We start from the raw sequence: 21,636 nt of genomic DNA on the forward strand, positions 1-21,636 counted from the left end.
TCCAAGTTGCTATTCAAGATCAAAAATTTGTTCAATCGAAGTCGTGAGCAGCTCAGCTCGCCCGGCTAACCTCCAGATGACGGCCATGGCCCTGAAGGAAGTCGTCATACGCCGAGGCGAGTCCTGCCCGAAGCGAGGTGGTGGCGCGCCAGCCGAGCGCTCGAAGACGCGAACTATCCAGCAGCTTGCGCGGCGTCCCATCCGGCTTGGACGTGTCGAAGATCAACTTGCCTTCGTACCCGACAACATCCGCTACGGCCGCAGCGAAGTCTGCGATCGAAACCTCATCGCCACTGCCGACGTTTATCGGCAGATCACTCGAATAATTCTTCAGAAGGAAAACACAGGCATCCGCAAAATCCTCGACGCTGAGAAATTCGCGGAGCGGCGTGCCCGTGCCCCACACGGTGACTGTCGGCGCCTTGGCAAGCTTGGCTTCGTGGAAGCGACGGATCAGTGCAGCCGGCACATGACTATGATCCGGATGATAATTGTCACCGCGGCCGTAGAGATTGGTCGGCATGGCCGAGATGAAATCATCGCCGTATTGCCGGCGATACGCCTGGCACATCTTGAGGCCGGCAATCTTGGCGATGGCGTACCATTCGTTGGTGGGCTCAAGCGGCCCCGTCAGCAATTCGCTTTCGGCCATCGGCTGCTTGGCGTGCTTGGGATAGATGCAGGACGAGCCGAGAAACAGCAGACGCTGCACGCCAACTGCGTGACTTGCGCGGATCACGCTCAATTCCAACGCAAGGTTGTCGCAGAGAAAATCGACCGGGAAATTGTTGTTGGCTGCAATGCCGCCGACCTTTGCAGCGGCGTGAACCACGACCTCGGGACGATTGGCCTCGAGCCATTTCAGCGTGGGCTCTTCTTTCGTGAGGTCCACCTCGCGCCGATCGGCCGTCAGCACGGTGCAGTTCTCTGACGCAAGCCTACGGACGACAGCCGATCCGACCATGCCCCGGTGCCCCGCGACAAAGACACGCTTGCCCGTGAGATCGTAGGTTGAAACCCCTGTCATCGCATCCTCTACAAGCGTCGGTTCGCCGGGATCATCACCTCTGTGAGTTCCAGCCACCGCCGCGTCACGCAATCACGCTGCCGATGCAGCCCCGCCAAACAGCTAACACAATCTTCACCATGCGACAGCCTGTTCCGACCAGGCAAAGATATTCATGGTGAACCTGCGCCGCGCGCACAAATGGTCGGCACACGATGAAACAAAAACGAGCAAGGCAGCCGCATCGGCCATGCGGCTGCCCTGGAAGATCGTTGAAAGCGGCAGCCGCCGCTTGGTTAGCTCGAGCTCAGTATGCCCGGCGCAGGATAGGACCGACAGGCGCGCAGACCCGGTCCATGTACCAGCCATAGGGCGTCTCGACCCGCACCAGCGGGCAACGGCGCCACGGCGCGTAGCGATAGGGATAGGGCTGCGCCCAGAACGTCACCGGCGTCGCCTGGCTTTGGCCCGTGAGCAGGGCAGCCGGTGCGGGCATCTGCATCGCGGCGTTCGCTCCGCTCGCTGCGCAGAACGTAGCAGTCGCGGCCAAAAGGCCTGCTCGCATCAACGTCTTAAACATCCAAAATAGCTCCTTGCCCCTTGCGGAGTTGATCCCCCACCGTGCGCGTCAGATCCCAGCCGACCGACGTCACCGGATCGCAAGACCACTCCGCGACCAGCCCAAATAGTGAACCGAACTTTACCAAGGCCACCGGCGCGAATGCAACCGATGCAGGGGCCCCCGAAGGGCCTTTGGGACGATATGGCGCGCAAGTGTGGCTTCTTGGTCCTATTTTTCCTCGCTCCAGGCGCCTGGGGCGGCGAGATCGGGCGATCGTCGGTAAACGTCCCGGAGGAACTGGTAGTTGACGGACTGAGCCAGGGGCACGTCTTCCTCACCGAGCTTGGCGAAGAGAAGGATATCCCGCAGCGTCCGCCAGCGACTCTCTTCATAGTCGCCGATCCGCCCGCCCGTCGGAAGCACCAGCGGGCGCTGCTGCTGCAGTTCGAATCTCAGTCGCTCAGGGTTTAGCCTGGCGGGTCCCGTACCAGCGAGGACAGGCACACTCCGTGCATAGTCCGCGTAGGTGAATTGCCATCCCCGAATGAGGCCCTGAAGGGCATCGGCGATCATGGATGGCTGTTCATGGACGAGAGCGTTACTCGCGAAGTAAACCAAGCCAGGCACATGGATACCGTAGTCTTGCGGTTTAATGACATTCAGCTTCGCGAAAGCGGAACTGGCGGGATCCGGTTGCTCGTCAATTGCCGCGATGATGGCATCGACTTCACCGGCGCGCAGGGCTTCGAAGCTGTCACGGTCTGGGACTTTGGTGATCTGGCTTCGAGGAAGTCCGAGCTGCGCCATCATGGCATCGAAAACGACGTCGCCCTCGCTCGCCCGGCGGTACCCGACCCGCTTTCCGACCAGATCAGCCGGCCGCCGCAAACCCGAGCTTTCGAGCGTGAAGATCGCAACGGAGGTATCGAGGAAGCTTGCGGCAAAGGCCGTGACGGGAACGCCGCGCCAGGTCGCCAGCAGGAACTTGTGGCCGCTCGTCACGCCGATGGCATGTTGGCGTGCAACAGTTTGGACGAAGTCCGGGTCGGGTTGGGCGGCCAACTCAATGCGGGAGGAGAAATAGTTCTGCCTGGATGCACAGAGCTCGCCGGCGAACCGCGCCGCGTATGGCCCGTCCAACAGGAGCTTGACCGCGGCCGCAGACGGAGCCGTCGAAGTTCGTACGGATACCGCATCAGGGCGAAGCAGGAGAAGCACGGTTCCCACCAATGCCGCAGCAGCAAGGCCAAAAGCGAGGGTGCGCTTCCCCTTCGGCCGGGGCCGCCGCCGGGACTGGGTTCGAGACAACGAGGACTTCCTAACGGGTTGTGAAATTTAACATATCAGTCGAGGCGAGATGGGCTACAATGCAGCGTGTGGGGTAAGGTTAATTTTTCCTTCGCCTTGTTTTAACAGCGATTTTGACCGATAGCACGGCTTGTTCGGGTAAATGAATTTTGCGTCAATGGGCTTGGCAGGATGACCATTCTTTCCACTCGACCGGTGCCCGTCGCTGATACTACGACGGAAATCACCGTGGTCGCGCAAGATACGGAGACCTCCACAGGTTTTGCGCCGAGATGGCTGCGCCCTGTGGTTGTCGAGCGGGCGATGGCGGTGGCCGACGCGGCGCTGATCATGGTCAGCGGGATCGGGTGCGCGGTCGGCTATCACATCGCGACAGCGGGCACGCTCGGCAAGGCGGACGTCTATGCGGCGGCGAGCGTGATGGTGGCGATCAATTTCGTCCTGCTGACGGTCGTGCAGCATGGCTATCGCCTGAAGAACATCACCAACCTGCCCCGCACGTTCCGGATGACGCTGACGACGTGGACCGGGCTGTTCGGGGCGCTGCTGGCGATCGCCTTCACGATGAAGGTCAGCGACGAGTTCTCCCGCGGCACCACGATCTCGTTCTATCTGGTCGGCCTTGCCGTCCTGCTCGCCTGGAAGACGCTGGCGGCGCGCTGGACCGCGCGCGCCTTGCGCACCGGCGCCTTCGCCAACGGCCGCGCGATCATGATCGCCGAGTTCGGCCTTGCCAGCTCCTCCAACGCGGTCGACGACCTCGGCCAGCACGGCTACCGCCTGATGCGGGTGATGGAAATCCGACCCAAGGACCTCGCTTCGCCGCTGCTGCTCTCATCGTTGGCGCCGCGGTTCGAGGAGCTGATCGCTTACGCGCGCGAGAACCGAATCGAGCACGTCTTCCTGCTGATGAACTGGGGCCGGCAGCACGCGATCGACAGCATTCTGGACGTGCTGAAGATCCTCCCCATCCCGGTGCACCTGGTGCCGGACCCCCACGCCGCGCGGTTCCTGCGCTATCCGCTGGTCTCCACCGGCAACACCTTCACCGCCGAGCTGCGCCGCGCGCCCTTGTCCTGGAAGGAGCGCGCGCTGAAGCGGGCGCTCGACCTCGTCGGCGCGAGCGTTGCGCTTCTCGTGTTCGCGCCGGTGATGCTGGTGACCGCAGCTCTGATCAAGCTGAGCTCGAAGGGCCCGGTGTTCTTCCGCCAGACCCGCCACGGCTTCGGCGGGCGCGCGTTCAAGATCTTCAAGTTCCGAACCATGCGCGTGTTGGAGGACGGCCCGAAGATCAAGCAGGCTGAGAAGAACGACCCGCGCGTCACGCCGATCGGCAAATGGCTGCGCAAGACCTCGATCGACGAGCTGCCGCAGCTCTTCAACGTGCTCAAGGGCGACATGTCGCTGGTCGGCCCCCGCCCGCACGCGGCCGCCCACAACACCGAATATGAGCAGATCATCGGCAACTACGCCTTCCGCCACCATGTCAAGCCCGGCATCACCGGCTGGGCCCAAGTTAATGGTTACCGCGGAGAAACCCGCACGCTGGAGCTAATGGAGAAGCGTGTGGAGTATGATTTGTGGTACATTAATAACTGGAGCTTGTGGTTGGATGTCAGGATTCTATTGCGAACAGCGATGGTAACTCTGGCACGTCCTACAGCTTATTAGTCAATCCGCCTGCCTGGGCTGCCCGTGCCATGAATCTATTCCTCGTCCGTATTCAAAAGCTTCTCCATGGCCTCGGCTCTCAATCGGGAAGACTCGCCCTGAAAAAAGGTGTCGCGGCTAGCATTGAACACAGCGTCGCCCTGGACGGCCGCCAATACAACACAGTAGTTGATGTAGGCGGCAATGTCGGACAATTCGCTCTATTCGCGCGCGAGAAGTATCCCCATGCACGAGTGTTTAGTTTTGAGCCATTAGAAGATTGTTGGAATACGTTCGCTAGCATCTTTGATCAAGACGAGCGGGTGCAACTCTTCCGCTGTGGCATCGGCACCGAAGATACTGAAGTCGTAATCAACGTTGCGAACGCTAACGATTCTTCATCGATATTACCACCGGCGGCAATGCAAATCGAAGCGTTCGGAACTACTGTTAGCGCCACAAAGGACATACAGCTCCGTCGGCTCGCTTCTGTATTGCGAACTGATCAGATAATCGCCCCCGCCCTCCTGAAAATTGACGTTCAAGGCTTTGAATTGGACGTCCTGAAAGGCTCTAAAGAGTTGCTGAGCCTATTCGAAACTGTCTATGTAGAAGCTTCTTATGTCGAGCTCTATCAGGGCCAGGCTTTGGCTGGAGACGTTCTCGAATTCATGCGGGAGCACGGCTTCGAAATTCAAGGGGTGTATAATCAATACCAGCACCACATCAAAGGCGCCTTGCAAGCAGACTTCCTATTCAAGCGGCGCAGCACGCCGCAGCACGCGAAAAACTAACATCCCTCGACATTAGATGAGTAAACAAAAAAGCGCGGTTCTATTCGTCAGCTTCGCACCAAATCACTCGTCCCACCATCGACGCCTACAGGACATTAGCGGCGCCGCGATTGATCTCACGATTTATAAAACGAGATCCGACAAGAACATAGAGACGCTTCTTCAGCGAACGTTTAAGCTAACCTATATTCGGTTATTCTTCGTCTTGCTCTTCTCGAAGGCCGATGTCTTCTGGCTCTGGGGAATTGATGCTTGCTTGGTCGGCTCGGTTGCAAAAATCGTCAGACGAAAGAAGACGATTATCTGGGATATATCTGATATTAATCCTCATTTCCTTGGCAAATCGCTTAAAGCCCGCTTTTTTCGCGCAATCGAACGGACTCTCCTGCCCACCGTCAACTGGCTCTTGCTTACCTCTCCAGAGTTTTTAACTCAGTACTATTCGATGAAGCTAAGCTCTACCAAGGTAGAAGTCATAGAAAACCTGCTCGCAGGACAGCAGCCATCTGAAGTACCTTCCCCGCCAGACCTAGCTAAGTTCAAGATAGTGTATACTGGAATTTTCCGCTCAGTACGGGCCCTACAAATTATAGCGGAAGTGGCCTCTGCCCTACCGGAACAGGTCGAATTCAACCTGTACGGCTTCTGTAGCAATGGAGCTGAGGAAGCAGAATACGAAAACCTAAAGAGCCTGCCCAACGTCACATTGCACGGAAAGTATGACATGCGAGACTTGCATCGCATCCACGCCGAGAATCATCTGATATTTGGCCTACTCGACAAAGATGCAGACGACAATGAGCGGTGGCTACTTCCTAACCGGATTTATCACGCTGGTGCCTTCAGACGGCCCATCCTGACAAACCGCGGGACATTTACAGCGAAGGTTGTTGAGCAAAGACGTTTGGGTTACGTTTGCGACTTCTCTGCATCTAGCGTGATAGAGACCATCCGCATGCTAACCGCTGACGGCGGGCGTAGGTATAAAGAATTGACCTCTGCCATTCCAGCGGATGGAGACTACTATTTATCTGGCCACTACCGAAGGTTTATCGAAATCGTAACAAGCCCGAGCGTCTGACAATTAGTTCTGGTGGCTCGACTAAACCAAAACAGTCCCAGTTTGAATTGACTTGAGCGTCCGATTGAGGCCAGAAAGCGATGTTCAACTTGCGCGCAGTGCTGCTTGTATTCAGCGCAGTGCTCTTATGGCTTGTCCTCAGTTTGATCTTTTACCCGTTCTGAGCGTTGCGCTGGCTCTCGCAATTTGACCTGGCATTGTACGACGCTGTTTATTTGCCGCGCAGCGAAAATGCCTTCGCAATGACTCCGGATTTTTGACATGCTCTACCAAGCACTAAAACGCCTATTATCTCCGCGAGCAACACACCTAATGCGGCGCCAGTGGCTCCAAACAGCAGCACCAACAGGAGCAGCACTGGACCAGCCAGACCCGCACAAGTAAGCTGCGCAGATGCATACTCGGCCGCGAAACCTTCGGCAAGCAAGGTATTGACGCCCAGAACCGAAGTAAGCGCCGTGAACGTTGGAGCGAATGCTACAATACGCAACAGCGGTGCCGAATGGGCGAAAGCTCCGCCTCCCAACAGGGCTACCAATTCCTCCGAAAACAAAAAGACCGCAACTCCACACATTGCAGCTCCGATCGTGACCGCCATATTCACGAGCCCACGGATTCGCTGCTGCACTCCTCCGCTAAGCTTATGCCTCGCTGTGACAAGAAACAAAGACTGACTTACTGGCGCAACAACTCCTAAGAGGGCAAAGCGAACTCGGTCAGCAAGCGCGTACAGCGACACTTGCACCGCGCTACTCGACACAGAAAGGGCTACAACTCCAAGATCTTTCAGAGACGACGTCGCAATGGATGCAGCAAACTGTTTGAAGTCGTTCTGGAAGATGGCGCATATCCGTGACAAAGTTGGTGGAGATCCGCCTTCGCTCTCGTTCCACACCAAAACAATACACAACACGCAAAGCAGGAGCTGCGTCAGAGCTGTGATAGCAAGAAGGATCCCAACGTCATCAGGAGCTTGCACTAGAAGATAAACGAGTAAAATCCACAGACCCTTGCTAACTGCACTAAGCCCAGCAAAAACATAAATCTGCCCCACGCTGTACATGATCCAGCGTGGCGTAAAGGTTGTCGTGATGGGTATCATGCCACTCAAAAGAACGTAGAGCCAATTCTGGTCGGCTATTAAATACGCAGAAATTGCGAAGACGAGCAGAGCAGGAATCAACAACATGCTTTTAAGAGCCGTCGTATCAATCGCTAGCTGGCGCAACTGCCCGTCTCTCTTTGACTCCGCTACAAGCAAAGGACCATTCACATTGAACGAGAAATCCGAAACCATTAGAACATAATTGGCATAGCTAAGCAGAACTACATAGACTCCGAATTTGTGCACGTCGAGAGCGCGCGCGATATGGGGCAAGGCCACCAGTGGAACAATGAAGTTTATCGCCTGTACCAGCACGATCGCCAGCACATTATGACCGATTTTCCGAAACACAGCTCTTCATTGTCCTAGTCTAGAGGCAAAAGTTCAATACTATGCGTAGCAGGTGCAAGTGCTACCGCCGTACCCCAGCCAGCCCGGTCTTTATTAATTGGTAAGCACTATAAAACTGCGGCATATGCAACAAGCGAAATAGCACCTTTTGAAAAGCCGTCGGCGCCGCGCCGAGCCCGTCAAGTTGAATTGCGTTTAGCCACGCGAGATCGGGGGGCCCCTCGCCTGCGGCATTTAGGCGGCGCTGCAGGTCCGCCTTGTCTGCTGCTGCCATAAGCGCCTCGTAGATATGGATCGCACTGGACGCAACCACGTCGACGGCAAATCGGCTTGCGACCCAAGTAGGAGCCTCGTTTCGGACACGCAGCCTTAGCGCTTGATCCTCTTGGACGCGAACCATCGCGTCCACCACACCTTCTAAATCACGAGCAACTAACCCCCCTCGCTCGTGTCCAACGACCTCGAGCTGACTGTTATCCCGCAAGGGAGTACTGAGGGTGATAATCGGAGTGCCGCAGAGTAAGGCTTCGCAAAGAACCATTCCAAAACTCTCGCCGATTTCGGCAAGATGGAGGAAAGCATCCATTGCTGAATAGAAGCCACTTAGACGTGCATCATCATCAACCGCATCAACCATCACGATGCGGCCTCGAATAGATTGATCAAGGTCTGCGACAAGCCTTTTATACTCGATGGGAGCGCCGACAAGCAAAAGGCCAAGATCACCTCCGCGTGCCAACGCTTCTGAGAAAGCTGGGAAAATCTTGGGAGACCATTTAGGAGATAAAGGCTGGCCAATTCGCCCGAAAAGGAAACGCGAGCTTGGTACGCCGAGAGCAGTTCTAAGAGCTTGTCGCTCCCGCTCACCTAATGGCTCGAACCGACTTACGTCGACAGCATTAGGCAAGATAGTCGCGGCAGACTGATCGCGGTTGGAGCGCCACATTGTCCACTTCATCCAGCACCAGCGCGACAGTAGGCAGTGAACATCGATTAAATTACGCGCTTCAGTCTGGTCGTAACGGGCAAACACATTAGTCTCGACTATTTGCGTACCATGACTGCGAAACTCCCTCAGTAGGTTCGTTTCGAAGTGGTTGGGATAGCCGGTTCTATGGATGTGAACGATGTCCGGCTGCCAACGAAGCGCTTCGTTTATGTAGTCACTTGAGCGACCTTCGTCGGGTCCAAATACGGGGACTTCATGCTCCTGATAAAACCGCTCGCGTGAGCCTCGCCTGTCGTAGCCGAGTACAGCCACGTCAATGCCCGCTCGCTGGACTCCAAGTGTAAGGTTTTGAGCGACACGCTGCGTCCCCCCAATATCAAAGTCCTTTACGATCGTTAAGACTCGCATGTACCAGCACCATCTCGATACGGCCGGCCCTGCGCCTCTGCGCTGACATCAATTGTTTTTGGATAGTATCCAAAGCTGCTCACGCCTGGATCACGAAGCCTCTGGTTTCGGCGAGAAGTTGCGCTTGGCATAAAAGATGCTAGCACAATCACCGTGATCCAATCGGACCTCCGCGCAAAAACAGGGCCGGTAAGATACTCCCCGAAAAAGACAAGCAGAACGCCCAGCAAGGCCCCACGCATAGGGGCGGGGTATGGCGAAATGACCTTCCGGAGAAGGTAAGCGCAAATGCAAATCTGGCTAATCAAGCCAAGCACACCAAAATGATAAAGGCTTGCAAGTGCTGCGTTATGAATCTCCAACCCTTGCGGGAGATCGTTGAAGGAATACCCGTGCCCAAGAATAAATGAAGCGAAATCGATCTGGCCGAGCGTCTCCGACAACTGTGACTGCCGCGATTGAACGGTCGTAAACCGATCTCCCAAAGTCAGCAGCTGAAGGAGGCGGTCTCCAAGAAGGCTAGACGAAGCAAGAAGATATGGAAGAACAATAGCAGGAATAGCAGCGATCGTCGCCATGAGGAGACCGTACCGGCGAGCGAGCACTAGCTGTGCAGCCAGAGCTGCGGCGACGGACCCAACCGCAGTCAGCGACGCAGAGGAGATCATGGAATAGGCATCGACGAATATTGCCGCGAGCAAAACGCCAGCTGTAAAGGGGTGCCTAGCTACCCTCCGAGCAAGCAACAGATGTAAGGCCAATACCATGCCGATACCGGCGATAGCTCCGGCCTCAATGGGATGTTCCGCCAGGCCGGTGGCGCGCAGCCACTCCTGCGTCCCGGTGTTGAACACGGGCGAGATGCTTGTAAAGAGACGAAATTGCCCCTGCAGGATAACAAAGGCAGACGAAATACCCGCCGAGAGAGCCAGCCAAAAAGCTGCTTCGTTGAAGCTCAAAATACACTTACGAACTATCAGACTCGCCATGACAAACATCGCGATCATCGCTATGGCGATGACGATACACTTAGCAATGTGTTCACCGACTGCCGCGCTAGGTATCGCTGACGCTATCGATGCAATCACAAAGAACAACTGACTCTCGGCGATCAGGCGAAGATCCCTATCATCGGAAATTGTCTTGTCCGCTGGAGAGGCCAACAAAAGAACAGCAATGCAGACAGGGGCCAGAACGTCAAAAATCGTGATGCCAGCCACGCGTATCGCGCTCCAGAGCGATACTAACAAGCACAAGATCGCAAGATAACGCGCAGTCGCACGAAACATGAAAAATTCAACCTAACCTTGTTTGCGTGCACTTTGCTTTCATAGCGTAATTGATATGCTCATCGTCAGGACATCATCGAAAGTTAACAGGTAGTCGAAACTTGAGCGCCTTTTGCGGAGAGTTAACAATATACTGAAAAGCTTAGCTTCCGACTGCCCTCCCTCGTACAAACTTCAAACAAATGCCTGCTAAAGTCTCCGTAGGAGAGCCATTATGACAACCATTGATACGCTTCAACCACTTATCCATTCCATCTCGAATTTCGTTCCGGCCGTCGTCCAAAAGCGACTTTTCGGAAATGCTATGGCTGATCGTTTGACGAACCTGCGAAACCTAGGCTTCAGGCCCAACAACATCCTAGATGTAGGCGCATACGTCGGCCGCTGGACTGAGGTTACGCGCAGAATTTTTCCGGAAGCCAAATTTTTAATGGTTGAGGCTCAGGAAAGCAAGCGTGAACTCCTTAACGCAATTGTAGCTGGCGCTCGTGGCCAGGCTCAAGTTGATATTGCTTTAGTGGGATCCACCCCGGGAGAGGCGACGTTCTACGAAATGGAAACCGGGTCTTCAATGTATCCTGAAATGACCGCTGTACCCAGGACTAAGGTGACCAAACAGCGCACGACGATCGACGAGGTGGTTGCGCGGAACGGGATCGAGCAGATCGATTTCGCAAAGCTCGACGTCCAAGGTGCTGAGCTTGACGTGCTTGCTGGAGGAACGAAGCTACTGAAAACGTGCGAATTGTTTCTGTTGGAAGCATCCGTCGCCCCTTATAATGAGGGAGCCCCTCTGATTGCCGATGTAGTTGCGTTCATGTCGCAGAAAGGATTTCGGCTCTTCGATCTTTGCGAAATCAAAAGAGCTCGATCTACAAATTTTGTCCTCCAAGTTGATCTGCTCTTTGCACGATCAGACAGAGATATGTCTCGGGGCTGGTCCCCTGCATGAAGCGACAGCCTCTTAAGAGTCAGCCTGCCCGCCCCTTCGGGATAACCTTACTATTCGCGGCCATTATCGGCGCGCTAGCATACCTCCCTGCTTCCGCAGCACCTCCGAAGGCAGCCCTAGAAGCTGGATATAACACCCAAACGTTCGCAACGAGACAGTTCACTTCCGACAATGTGGATCTGAGTGGATCAGATAGATCTGGCTACCAGTGGTATCGAATGAATTTCTTCAAGCCTCGAAATGAGCTGGGGCTGACCAGAATCGAAAACGGCGAGCTCATAACGGGCGGGCTTGGTTATGATGGCGCGATGACAACCGTCACAAAGATTTCAAAGTGGCCTTACTTTGCCGGCGTGGCATTTGGCGGTGGTGCCTATTTCGAAGCAGAAATTTCATTCGACCCAGAGAGGGTAAATCTTAGAGAGGGTGTTTGGCCCGCTTGGTGGTCCTTGACTCTTGAGTCTATCCTTGAAGTCCCAGAAACGTTTTGGAGGGGGCAACCACCTGGCTATTTCAACACGATAGAAGTCGATTTTTTCGAGTACGACTTGCAAGGATCGAGACTACGTACTCGAAATCAATATGGGGCGGGGATCCACCATTGGTACGGGACCCGAGGGATGTGTCCAAAAACTCCGCTGTGCGGCCATGGGAGCCCATATGCCTCAGGTATCCAGACCGGTCCAAGCGATATAGATTGGATGAAGTTCCACAAATTTGGAGCTCTGTGGATACCAGCGACAGCAGACCGTCCTGGAAGTATGACATTCTTTTTGGATGGCAAGCAAAGCAATCAATCGATCACCTGGACGATGTTCAAGGATGAACCACCTCCGCCAACATCGAAAACGCCATGGGCGTTCGGCCCGCTCGACAGCTTGCACCTAATCCTGGTCCTAAGCTCAGGAAAGAGTTCGCCCATCAGGGTTCGATCGGTTGAGGTTTGGCAGACTGACGACAGCCGAAATATTCGCCACTAGGCGAGTTGCGACCCCGATGTCGAGCTATTGCTTGATCGAGTATCTAAAGGTTTTGACGCCGCTCATCGTACCCAAGATGGTGTCCACCCGACCATAGCTGGGAATGCGCAAATCATTGCATTTTTCAGAGTTAAGATAGCAAACCTTCACGGCGATCAACCGTCCGCATTTATTCTTGATGCTAATTACATGGTCCATGAGATTCGGACTAACAACGTGGGCACGCGCCACTGCCTCAACGTCGAAGCATGAACGCCCGAGCGGATCGCGAAATGTTGGAGGCAAGCTCGACTGATCCGCAGGTCCTTGGAACGTGAGCCTTGAGGCAGGCGAGGTGCCATTTTGTCCGTAAGACGCGGATTGCAAGCAAAGCAAAAATGCCATCGCGCGAATTGCTGCTCTTAGCCCGTTTCGCTTCAACGCCATAGCCTATCGTCTACTTCGATACCCGGCACGGCCACCTTCAAACCCTCTCGCGACAATTTCTTGGCAAAGGCCTCTCTAGAAATAACATCTAGCCGTGTGAGACTGGCCAACAAGCGCTCTCTCTGCGCCCAACCGACTGTTGTCAGATTGACTCCAGCGACATCCAAAAAACTTCCATCGACTAAGCCCACAAACTCAGACACTACCTTATCCTGCATCGATGGCTTCAGGTTTTCAAAAGTAGCGAGTCCGATTCCGTTGCGCTGGAGTGCAACCCACCCCTCGAGCGGGGCCAACGCATATGACTCCTCGATGTATCGAATAAGGCTGTTGTCGAACCCAGTGCGGGTAAGCTCGGTTGAGTATAGCATTAACCACAAGAATGAGTCCGCCGGATTGGACGTTAAAGCTGACCTGATCGTGTAGACTGCACTCATTCCAGTCCGGTCCAATTCTTCACTGCCCGATCGTGCTCCAGATTCCTTGGCGATCTGCAGGAGGATAAGCGCTTCTAAGCGCGCCGCGTCGCTTCTTGCGAGAATAGAGGGAGAACTACGATTGATCGAAGTCATCACTCCATCTAGATACGCAAGTTTAAAGCGGTCCGCAGAGAGAAGTCGCGCCATGACCTGTCCCGTAGACGAAGAAAGCCAAAACTGAGGCAACGAGACGAAAGACCAAATTGCCCCAGCAAGACCAAGCAACAATAACGGCCCTCGAACGGAAGCCTCAAAACAACCGCATGGCCGGCTCCTCAGCATTCGTATCTCGCTAGCGCTATTCAACGTACCCATAGCGCGCATAATATTTCTGGTAGTAGTAGCGGCCGTGATAAGATTCGTATCGAGCAAGCAACTTCGTATCTGCCTTGTTCAGGACGACCCCGAGCAACTTGTCCTGTATTTCCGGAGCGTTGCGCAGGTTGTGACGGATGACATCGATCTTGGTCTTGCCCCACTCCACCACAAAAACGAACGAATCAACAAAGGGCGAGGTCACTCGCACGTCCACTACTGGCGCCATCGGCGGCATGTCGAGCACCACGTAATCGTACTTTGACCGCAACAGCGCAATTAAATCGCGCATAGGCTTAGACGCAAGCACCTCGTTTGTATGCAGCAATTTGGAAGTGGTGCCAGCCGTAAGGATCGCCAGCCCCGTTTGAGGATCAATGCTGACGACATCTTCAAGCTGCGCCTTGTGCGCAACAACATCTACGAGGCCAGCTTGTGCGTCGGGCCGCAGAGCGCGGGACAAAGAGGGATTGCGCAGGTCGGCATCGACCAAGATCACACGCGCTCCTCCGTGCGCGATAAGCTGCGCGAGATTGGTCGACAACGTGCTCTTGCCTTCGTTGGGCAAAGTCGAGGTCACCGCCAAAACTCGGTTCTCGCGGACGATGGAATTGAGATCGATCGCCACCTTCAGTGAGCGAACAGCCTCGGAGAAGCGAGACAAGGGATTGTCGACAACGTACCGAAGCAAGTCAGGCTCTGGGTTGTTCTTCCTCCGACCGAGCTTGCCTGAGAGCGCCGCGCCGGCTGGCGCACCGAGAGCGGGCAAGATCGCAACACAATTAGCGCCGAGCTCGCTCTCGACCTGAGCGGTCGTGCGGAAAACTTTGTCGGTCATTTCGCGGCCCATTGCCGCTCCAAAACCCAAGATGAACCCGCTGAGCACAGCCGCTCCAAAAATAACCAACGTCTTTGGATAGCTCTTAATCAGAGGTGTGGTGGCCGAGCTGATGACTCGCGCCTCCGTGATCGGGAAAGATTGCTGCTGCACGCTTTCCATGTAGCGCTGCAGGAAGTTGTCATACATTGCCTGATAGGACTGCGCGGTACTCTCTAGCTCGCGAAGCTGGATCTGTGCCTGATTGGTGAGCTGAGATTCCGAGACCACGCTGGCAAGACTCGATTTGATGGCCTCCTCACGCGTGACAGCAATGTCGTAATCACTTTTGTAGGATTCCTGAATACGCTTGAGTTCGTCGATGATGTTCTTCTTGATCTCGGCCATCTGCCGGCGGAGGTTGACCGCAGCAAGATGATCCGAACCATATTTCATCGCCCAAATCGACTCCTTCGAGGCCATGTCAACATATTGGCCGCGCAGCTTGACGATGGTGTCGTTCTTCAGAGCATCGGCGACGTTGGCGTCCGGAATGTCCTGCTTGACGATCTCGTTCATACGATCCAGCCGCGCCTTGGCTTCGGCCGTCGCCGCGTGCGCCATAATGAGTTGGCTGTTCACCTCAGCGAGTTGCTGCTCGTTCATCAGCCGGCCGCCGCTGTCGACGATATTGTTCGCGATCTTGAAGTCTACCACCGCCTTCTGCGCGGCTGAGGCCTGGGTGCGGAGCTCCTTGATACGGTCCTGCAGCCAGACGCTAGCCCGGCGAGTGGCTTGGTACTTCGCTTCAAGCTGGTCAACAATATAGGCGTCCGCGATGGCATTTGCGATGCGTGCAGCCTTTACAGGGTCTCGTGAGGTGAAGCCAATCTCCATCACATAGGTCTGCCCTAGACGCTTGATCGTGCGGTTCTTCTCAAAACGCTCCAGCGCCCTGCGTGTCAGCTCAAATTCGGAAGACGCGGTACCAGGAGAGAAGAGGGTTATTACCGAGGTAATAACGGTCCCAAACAGGCCGCCACCGCTGCCGGTGAATTCGGGATCCTCAGTCAAGTGTAGATCGCGAATCACTGCGAGGCTAATGTTCTCGGATTTCAGGATCTCGACCTGGGTTTCTACTGTGGCGGAATCAATCGCGATATCGCCGAGCACGGATTGCTGCTGGAACAGCTGCACCTTGCGGGTATCAATCACCATCGAGGCGGTGGAGGTGAACAGCGGCGCGGCGGTGAAGAGGTAGAGCAGCGCCAGGATCACGCAGGCCGAGACGATCGCGACAATGGTCGGGAACTGGCGACGAGCGATCTCCATGTAAGAGATCAGTGTCTGCGACGGAGAGCCGTCGGCCTCGGCGAAATCACGGTTGATCTCCGAGGTCGGCTTGTTCACCTGCAACATCTAGCAATTCCTGAAAATGGATCGATCTGTCGTCTTGAGATCAATGCTGGCCAAAAGCCTGCCGACACTCCGGAGCAAACCGGATGCCGAGGTACCGCGCTGCGCGCCACACTAGCACAAGCCGGCCTGCAATTGAACGCGTTCGATGCAGTGCACTGCCGCGCTTTGCGCGACTTTTTGCGGGAGGCTTAACGGCGCAAAAGCAAAGCGGCGCCCGCGGGCGCCGCTGCCGTGAAGTGATATGGGCCGGCCACGAGGGCCGTTTCCGCTTAGCGCGGGCTGACGCTGTTGGTGGTGCTGCCGACGCCACCGTTGCCGCCGTTGGGCGCGTTGTTGGCGGTCGTGTTGCGGCCGAAGGTGGTGCCGCCACCGCCATTGCCGCCGGTCGCAAAACCGCTGGTCCCCGTCGGGCCACCCGCGCCGGTGCCACCGCCGCCCGCGCCGCCGCCGGTCGCGGCGATTGCGACGTCGCCGGTCGCGGCCTGGTAGGCGGCGATCACGTCGGCGTTGCCGGTGCCGGCGATCGCGGCCTGGATCTCATTGGCATAGGCCTGGTCGGACTGGGCGGCCATGCGGGCGACCTGGGCGAGGCCGGCGACGATGCCGCGCATCTGGTCCTTGGTGGTCGCGGGATCCTTCAGCAGCGCGATCAGGCCGGGAAGCGTGGTCGGATCGGAGGCGCCGAGGTCGCGCACGCGCGAGATCAGCTGCGGGCCGCCGGTCGGATATTGCTGCAGCAGGCTGCTGGGCGCGGCCTTGAAGTCGGAAATGACGGTGGCCGGCAGCTGGCGCTGCGGCGGGTAAACGGCGGCGCTGGCGGCCGACTGAAGCGTCACGGCGAGGGCCGCGGCGGCAGCCATGCGAAGCGCAATCCTGATAACGCTCATAAACAAACCTCCAAAAATCAGCTGCCCCGAATTGCTTCCTCGGCCCGGGCAAATGGCTGTGCTCGTTGCAGGAACGTAGCGGAAGAGGAAGGGGCTGTCCACTTATTCTAAAGACTTCGTAAACGGCGCAACTGCTTCAAATCTAGACACTTTTATGAAGCTGAGGCACCCGGCTCGGGGCTGCGTCCACGGTTGCCGGACGGCCCTCGCCTCGCCGGCTGGTGGGGTCCGCCCCCGCCGCCGGCCGGCCTTCCTGCGTGCGGAAGGACTGCGAAAGGCCCGCGCCGAAAAGCGCAAAGAACGGAATGCTGTAGCCGGGCACCTGCAGGGTGAAATCCAGGCACGAATGCAGCAGCGACAGCGTCGCGGTCGCCGCTGCCGCGAGCGGGATGATGGCGTCGCGCCGACGGGTGAACACGCCCCGCGCCAGCACCAGCAGCATGACGGCCCAGCCGAGCGCCACCAGCAGCGCCATGGGGATGCCCACCTCCGAGGCAAGCTCCAGCGGCGTCGAATGCGCGGCGTCCCAGACGCCGCGAATCGAGATGTTGGGGCTGCGGTACGGTGGGAAGGCCCATTGGAAGGTGCCCATGCCGGTGCCGAACCAGGGATTGTCGCCGATGATCCGAACCGTCGATTTCCAGGCCTCGATGCGGCCCTCGTCGACCAGGCCCTGGCTGTCGAAGCGGCTGGAGACACGGCCGCCCAGGAGTTGCAACAGGCCGAGTGCGACGGCGATGCCGGAGCCCAGCGAGATCCAGATGCCGGTGCGCGGCGGCAGGTCCTTCCGCAGGAACAGCGTGAACGAAACGATCATCGCGAGCAGCGACAGGCCGACGCCGGCGCGCGAGGTCGTCATGAACATCGCCATCAGGCAGATCAGGAGGCAACCGAGCTGCGGCAGGATCTGTTTTGGCGGGATCGTGCGCAGATCGAGCGACAGGCGCCGCCACTCGATGTGCCGCTCCGGCAGGCGCCGGCGGACGTCCTCCAGGATCAGCAGCATCCAGATCACCGCAGCCGAGCCGAAATAGGCCGCCGCGGTGTTGCGGTTGATGAAGGTGCCGGTGACGCTGCCGAGATAGGCCGTCTTGTCCCGCCACAGGATCATGGTGGGCTCGATCAGGAACGAGAGTACGCCGTAGAGTGCGTAAGCCGCCCCCGAGATCGCGATCACCCACAGCATGCGGCGCGCGCGATCGCGGTTCGCACCGACGGTGATGCCGAGCACGATGGCGAGGATGTTGGCGAGCGGCGCACCGAGCGCGAAGAACGCCTCGTTCTTCACGATCGAAGCAGAGGGCGCGATCGGCACGCCAAGGAGATCCGAGGCCTGCTTCCAGATCGGCTGAAACGGCGCGAGGAAGGGATGGTCGGAGAGCTGCTCGTGCAGCACGAAGGCGTAAGCGGCGACGATCACGCCGATGCCGGCGAGCAGCCACAGATGCGGCGCTCGCAGATCGCGCGTCGGCGCGAAGATCACCGCGATGCCGAGACAGAGGCACCAGAACGCGATCGACAGATCATTGGTCGAGCCGAACGGGAACGGCGCGCCAGCCACCACTGCGAACAGGATGAAGGTCGCGGGCAGGCTCCACGACCAACGAATCCTGGACAAGCTGATGTCGGGAGGCCAAAGGCGCATCGTGGTGTCTTGCGAGCTTTCTTGCGAGCTTTGCTCTGAGCTTAGAGGAAGCAATCGATCGGGTAGATCTTCAGATCGACGTTGAGACGGCTGTTCCGGGTCTGGGCCCGGAACGCATAGAATAGCCCAAAGCTATCACTCCCCTGATCGAGTTTTATTCCAGGGGTTAATTCGTCGGGCGGGACCAGCACGCCGATGTGCCGGTTGATGGCCGAAATCTCGATCCGCCCGTCCCCCTCGCCAAAATGCCCGCCGAGCTGCGTCACCGTGACCTTGGGCAGGCCGCGGCGCTGGTGGCAGACCTCCTCCTCCCAGAGCTTGGTCTGCTGGACCAGCGGTCTGCCCGCGCCGTCGGGAATGACGATGTCAGGGAAAGACGGACGCAGCATTCCGAAGAATTTGCTCTCCTTGGAGTTCGCCGATAGCCGGACCGTGAAGGACAGCTCGCCCTTGCTTCCCTTCAGGCGCGACAAGATCGGAGCATCGGGCTCGGCCGAGACCATCACGTCGATGCGGTGGCGAACGCCCAGCTCCGCGGCCGCGCCGAGAGCCGTCCCGGCCGGTGCGAGCCCGAAAGCGAGCAAGACGAGGGCCGGAATTCGCCCAATTGTTCGAAAGCGCATGCAGCCCCTTGCAACACAGCGGGGTAACGGATGACCGGCGCCTGCTGAGTAGTGCCGCGATCCCAGCAGGGATCCCGCAAGCCCGACAATATTGATCAGATCGCACAACGAAAATGGCACCGGGACAAGGCCCCGGTGCCATCGCTGTTGGTCGATCAAGTCGGCGTCTTACGGCGCCAGCTTGATGTTGTTGCGGAAGATCAGCGCATCGTTGCTGAGGTTCACGGCATCGCTGCCGGTCGCCATGATCACCCGCATGTAGTTCAGGAACTTGGCAACTTCGACGTTGCGCGAGTTCGAGACGTAGATGATGTCGCCGTTCTTCATCATGACCTTGGTGGCCAGGAAGAAGCCGCCCGGATCGCGGAAGTTGACGTTGAAGATGACCGGGATCGTCTCCGACGTGTACTTGCTCACGTCGATGCCGAGTTGGGCTGCAACCTCGCGCGGCTCGCGGCGATAGAGATACACGGCAGCGGGATCGGCCTGACCATCGAGGAGACCACCAGCCTTGCCGACGGCTTCGCCGAGGTTGATGCGCCAGGCATCGAAGTTGAACTCGCCGCTCTGGCCGCTGGCGCCGAACGCCATGAACTTCTGCTGCTCGCGATAGACGTAGATGCTGTCGTCGGGACGCACATAGACGTTGTTCTCGGGCGCCATCACGAGATTCTCGAACGGCACGGTAGCCCGCCGTCCGCCACGCTCCAGCATGACCCAGGTCTCGAAGCCCTGGCCCTTGATGCCGCCGGCGCGGGTGATCGCATCGAGCACCTTATCCTTGGCGCCCGCCGCGCTCGCGGGGTAACGCGCCGGCGAATTGACTTCGCCGAGCACGCTGATGAGCTGGGTGCGCTGTGACGACATCGAAACCACCGCCTGCGGCTCGATGGCGCGGTTACCGATCTTCTCGATGATCGAGCGCTGGATCTCCACCGCCGTGCGGCCCGCGGCCTTGATCTGACCGGCATAGGGCACCGTGATGAAGCCGTCATTGTCGACCGACTGATCCGGGATCGTCACATAGTTGCCGGGACGGACGCCGGCTTCCGCCGGGATGAACAGACCGCCTGCCGCCGCTTCGAAGATGGTGACGCTGACGACGTCGCCGATGCCGAACACGATGCTGGCGGGCGGACGGCGATCCGTGAACACGCCGGCAAGCCCCTTGGGCTCATGCGTGTGCAGGATCTTCACCGTGGCCGGATTGAGCGGCACCAGCTCATAGGCCGGCGCGCTTTCCGTCTGAATCTTGTTGTTAACGTCGTCCGTCAGCGGACCGGAGCCGGGATTGGTCGAGCAGGCTCCGAGCGCCAAAGCGGCGGCCAGAAATGCCGGCGTGAATACATAAGCTTTGGCAAATGAATGCATGAATCGCGCCCCAGGAGACCCCAATTACCTTGAAGTGGTACGGCGACGCGGGCAGTGCGACAAGGGTTCGTGAATGGTTAACGGACGATCGGTCACCGACTGTTGCGTGCGGGCCACGTTTTGGATCTTGGTTTAACCCTTTGTGACCATTTGTTGTATTTCGTGTGCCTGGTCGGCGAGCACTCCGCCCAAGCGAAGGGCTCGGCGCGTCGGCGCCGGCCTTCTTGACCTCGTCTCCGTCTGCTAAAGGCTGGAACCCGCAAGATAGGATTTCCTCGTGCCTGGCCTCCTTCTGTTCACCCTCCTGGCAGGATCGTTCCTTGGCGGCGCAGACCGCCCCTTCGGCGCGGCGGGTCCCTGCGCGCGGTCCTCGTGCACGGGTATCCCCCTCGTGGAAGTGGCCGCACCTGCCCCCTCCTCCGTCTGGAAGTTCAGCCGCACGCAAGGAGTTAAGGAGGGCGAAAGCTTCGCGGCCATCACGAAGACCGCGGACACCACCCAGTCCGATCCGGACTTTGCCGGCCTCATCGTCCGCTGCGCGCCCAAGGGCAAGATCGACGTGCTGGTGGCCTTGATCAGGCCCTTTCCGCCGCGGAGCCATCCCAAGGTCACCATCGCCACGAGCGGCGGCGGCACCCTGACCGTCGAGGCCAGCATGGCGGCCGCTGGCGCTGCGGTGCTGCTGCCCGACGAGATCTCGGCCTTTGCCGACGGCAAGTGGCAGACGACCGCCTCGTTGTCCCTGATCGTCAAAGAAAGCGACAGCGAGATCAAAGGCGTGGTCGCCCTGAACGGGCTACGGGAGGCCTATAACTCGCTGCTGGCAAATTGCGGTCAATAGGCCAAATTTAGCCATACAGCTTAAGGGTCTTTTTAGGGTGGGGAACCTAGTGTCCGAGACACGGAGTGTTTCGGATGACCGCGCTTTTGATTTTCAGCTTTCTGGTAGGTGCCGTGCTGGGCCAACGCTTTCGCGTCCTGGTGCTGCTGCCGGTCACATTCGCCCTGGTGCTCACGGTGCTGCCGGTCAGCCTGATGACCAGTCTTGGCGTCCTCGAAGGCCTGAAGGCTGCGGCCTTCGCCGCCATGGCGCTCCAGGCCGGCTACCTCTTCGGCTCGGCCGCCCGCTTCAGCCTTGCCGCCGCCCGCGCCGCGCGCGTGTTTGCCCGGCCGGTCAAGAGCGCGCGCTGATCTCTCTTTGCGATCAACCTTTCGCGCG

19 protein-coding genes are annotated in these 21,636 nt (G+C 57.8%); 7 read left to right on the forward strand and 12 right to left on the reverse strand.

The annotated features are described in order from the left end of the window. Positions 1–52: 52 nt before the first annotated feature. The 3 genes from TSA1_RS33215 to TSA1_RS33225 form a co-directional block, all read right to left on the reverse strand. Complete coding sequence (locus tag TSA1_RS33215) at positions 53–1,027, reverse strand: GDP-L-fucose synthase family protein (protein ID WP_100180005.1); 975 nt, start codon at positions 1,025–1,027, stop codon at positions 53–55. Positions 1,028–1,313: 286 nt separating this feature from the next. Continuing rightward, the gene (locus TSA1_RS33220) at positions 1,314–1,586 is read right to left on the reverse strand and encodes a hypothetical protein (RefSeq protein WP_245448470.1); all 273 of its coding nucleotides are present in this window, start codon (positions 1,584–1,586) and stop codon (positions 1,314–1,316) included. 210 nt (positions 1,587–1,796) lie between these two features. Then, positions 1,797–2,786, reverse strand: coding sequence for an ABC transporter substrate-binding protein (locus tag TSA1_RS33225; RefSeq protein ID WP_245448471.1), 990 nt, complete (start codon positions 2,784–2,786; stop codon positions 1,797–1,799). Between the two features lie 393 nt (positions 2,787–3,179). Between TSA1_RS33225 and TSA1_RS33230 the strand changes: the two genes are divergently transcribed. Genes TSA1_RS33230 through TSA1_RS33240 form a run of 3 tightly spaced genes read left to right on the forward strand, consistent with a single transcriptional unit; the run spans position 3,180 to position 6,401 of the window. Then, positions 3,180–4,547, forward strand: coding sequence for an undecaprenyl-phosphate glucose phosphotransferase (locus TSA1_RS33230; RefSeq protein ID WP_100180007.1), 1,368 nt, complete (start codon positions 3,180–3,182; stop codon positions 4,545–4,547). A gap of 29 nt (positions 4,548–4,576) precedes the next feature. Continuing rightward, positions 4,577–5,320: an FkbM family methyltransferase gene (locus TSA1_RS33235; RefSeq protein WP_100180008.1), complete on the forward strand. Its 744-nt coding sequence runs from the start codon at positions 4,577–4,579 to the stop codon at positions 5,318–5,320. Positions 5,321–5,336: 16 nt separating this feature from the next. Further along, positions 5,337–6,401: a glycosyltransferase family protein gene (locus TSA1_RS33240; protein WP_100180009.1), complete on the forward strand. Its 1,065-nt coding sequence runs from the start codon at positions 5,337–5,339 to the stop codon at positions 6,399–6,401. A gap of 211 nt (positions 6,402–6,612) precedes the next feature. Here the strand turns inward: TSA1_RS33240 and TSA1_RS33245 are convergent, their stop codons facing one another. The 3 genes from TSA1_RS33245 to TSA1_RS33255 all read right to left on the reverse strand — a co-directional run bounded on the left by TSA1_RS33245 (position 6,613) and on the right by TSA1_RS33255 (position 10,434). Then, positions 6,613–7,857 (reverse strand): lipopolysaccharide biosynthesis protein, encoded by a 1,245-nt coding sequence (locus TSA1_RS33245; RefSeq protein ID WP_100180010.1) that lies wholly within the window; start codon positions 7,855–7,857, stop codon positions 6,613–6,615. 61 nt (positions 7,858–7,918) lie between these two features. Beyond that, positions 7,919–9,214, reverse strand: a complete 1,296-nt coding sequence (locus tag TSA1_RS33250) for a glycosyltransferase family 4 protein (protein WP_100180011.1) — start codon at positions 9,212–9,214, stop codon at positions 7,919–7,921. Next, the gene (locus TSA1_RS33255) at positions 9,202–10,434 is read right to left on the reverse strand and encodes a hypothetical protein (RefSeq protein WP_145984417.1); all 1,233 of its coding nucleotides are present in this window, start codon (positions 10,432–10,434) and stop codon (positions 9,202–9,204) included. The genes TSA1_RS33250 and TSA1_RS33255 overlap by 13 nt, the downstream gene beginning before the upstream one ends. 283 nt (positions 10,435–10,717) lie before the next feature. Between TSA1_RS33255 and TSA1_RS33260 the strand changes: the two genes are divergently transcribed. Together TSA1_RS33260 and TSA1_RS39145 are read left to right on the forward strand one after the other, a co-directional pair. After that, positions 10,718–11,455 carry an FkbM family methyltransferase gene (locus TSA1_RS33260; RefSeq protein ID WP_100180013.1) on the forward strand — a complete coding sequence of 246 codons (738 nt, stop codon included), beginning with the start codon at positions 10,718–10,720 and terminating at the stop codon, positions 11,453–11,455. Between the two features lie 218 nt (positions 11,456–11,673). Continuing rightward, entirely contained in the window at positions 11,674–12,435 is a 762-nt protein-coding gene (locus TSA1_RS39145) for a LamG domain-containing protein (protein ID WP_145984418.1), read from the forward strand. A gap of 416 nt (positions 12,436–12,851) precedes the next feature. Here the strand turns inward: TSA1_RS39145 and TSA1_RS33265 are convergent, their stop codons facing one another. The 6 genes from TSA1_RS33265 to TSA1_RS33290 all read right to left on the reverse strand — a co-directional run bounded on the left by TSA1_RS33265 (position 12,852) and on the right by TSA1_RS33290 (position 20,417). Next, complete coding sequence (locus TSA1_RS33265; protein ID WP_100180014.1) at positions 12,852–13,487, reverse strand: hypothetical protein; 636 nt, start codon at positions 13,485–13,487, stop codon at positions 12,852–12,854. A 151-nt stretch (positions 13,488–13,638) separates the two neighbouring features. Next, positions 13,639–15,891: a polysaccharide biosynthesis tyrosine autokinase gene (locus tag TSA1_RS33270; protein WP_100180015.1), complete on the reverse strand. Its 2,253-nt coding sequence runs from the start codon at positions 15,889–15,891 to the stop codon at positions 13,639–13,641. A 269-nt stretch (positions 15,892–16,160) separates the two neighbouring features. Next, entirely contained in the window at positions 16,161–16,778 is a 618-nt protein-coding gene (locus TSA1_RS33275; RefSeq protein WP_100180016.1) for a hypothetical protein, read from the reverse strand. Positions 16,779–16,920: 142 nt separating this feature from the next. Continuing rightward, positions 16,921–18,396, reverse strand: coding sequence for an O-antigen ligase family protein (locus TSA1_RS33280; RefSeq protein WP_245448472.1), 1,476 nt, complete (start codon positions 18,394–18,396; stop codon positions 16,921–16,923). Positions 18,397–18,464: 68 nt separating this feature from the next. Then, entirely contained in the window at positions 18,465–19,205 is a 741-nt protein-coding gene (locus tag TSA1_RS33285; RefSeq protein WP_245448473.1) for a hypothetical protein, read from the reverse strand. Between the two features lie 9 nt (positions 19,206–19,214). After that, on the reverse strand, positions 19,215–20,417 hold the full coding sequence (locus tag TSA1_RS33290; RefSeq protein WP_100180019.1) for a polysaccharide biosynthesis/export family protein: 1,203 nt from the start codon (positions 20,415–20,417) through the stop codon (positions 19,215–19,217). A gap of 277 nt (positions 20,418–20,694) precedes the next feature. Here TSA1_RS33290 and TSA1_RS33295 point away from each other — a divergent pair, with 277 nt between their 5' ends. Together TSA1_RS33295 and TSA1_RS33300 are read left to right on the forward strand one after the other, a co-directional pair. Then, positions 20,695–21,258, forward strand: coding sequence for a hypothetical protein (locus TSA1_RS33295; protein WP_245448474.1), 564 nt, complete (start codon positions 20,695–20,697; stop codon positions 21,256–21,258). 74 nt (positions 21,259–21,332) lie between these two features. Then, positions 21,333–21,608 carry a hypothetical protein gene (locus TSA1_RS33300; RefSeq protein WP_100180020.1) on the forward strand — a complete coding sequence of 92 codons (276 nt, stop codon included), beginning with the start codon at positions 21,333–21,335 and terminating at the stop codon, positions 21,606–21,608. The last annotated feature ends 28 nt before the right edge of the window (positions 21,609–21,636 follow it).

The organism is Bradyrhizobium nitroreducens, assembly GCF_002776695.1.
GTDB lineage: Bacteria > Pseudomonadota > Alphaproteobacteria > Rhizobiales > Xanthobacteraceae > Bradyrhizobium > Bradyrhizobium nitroreducens.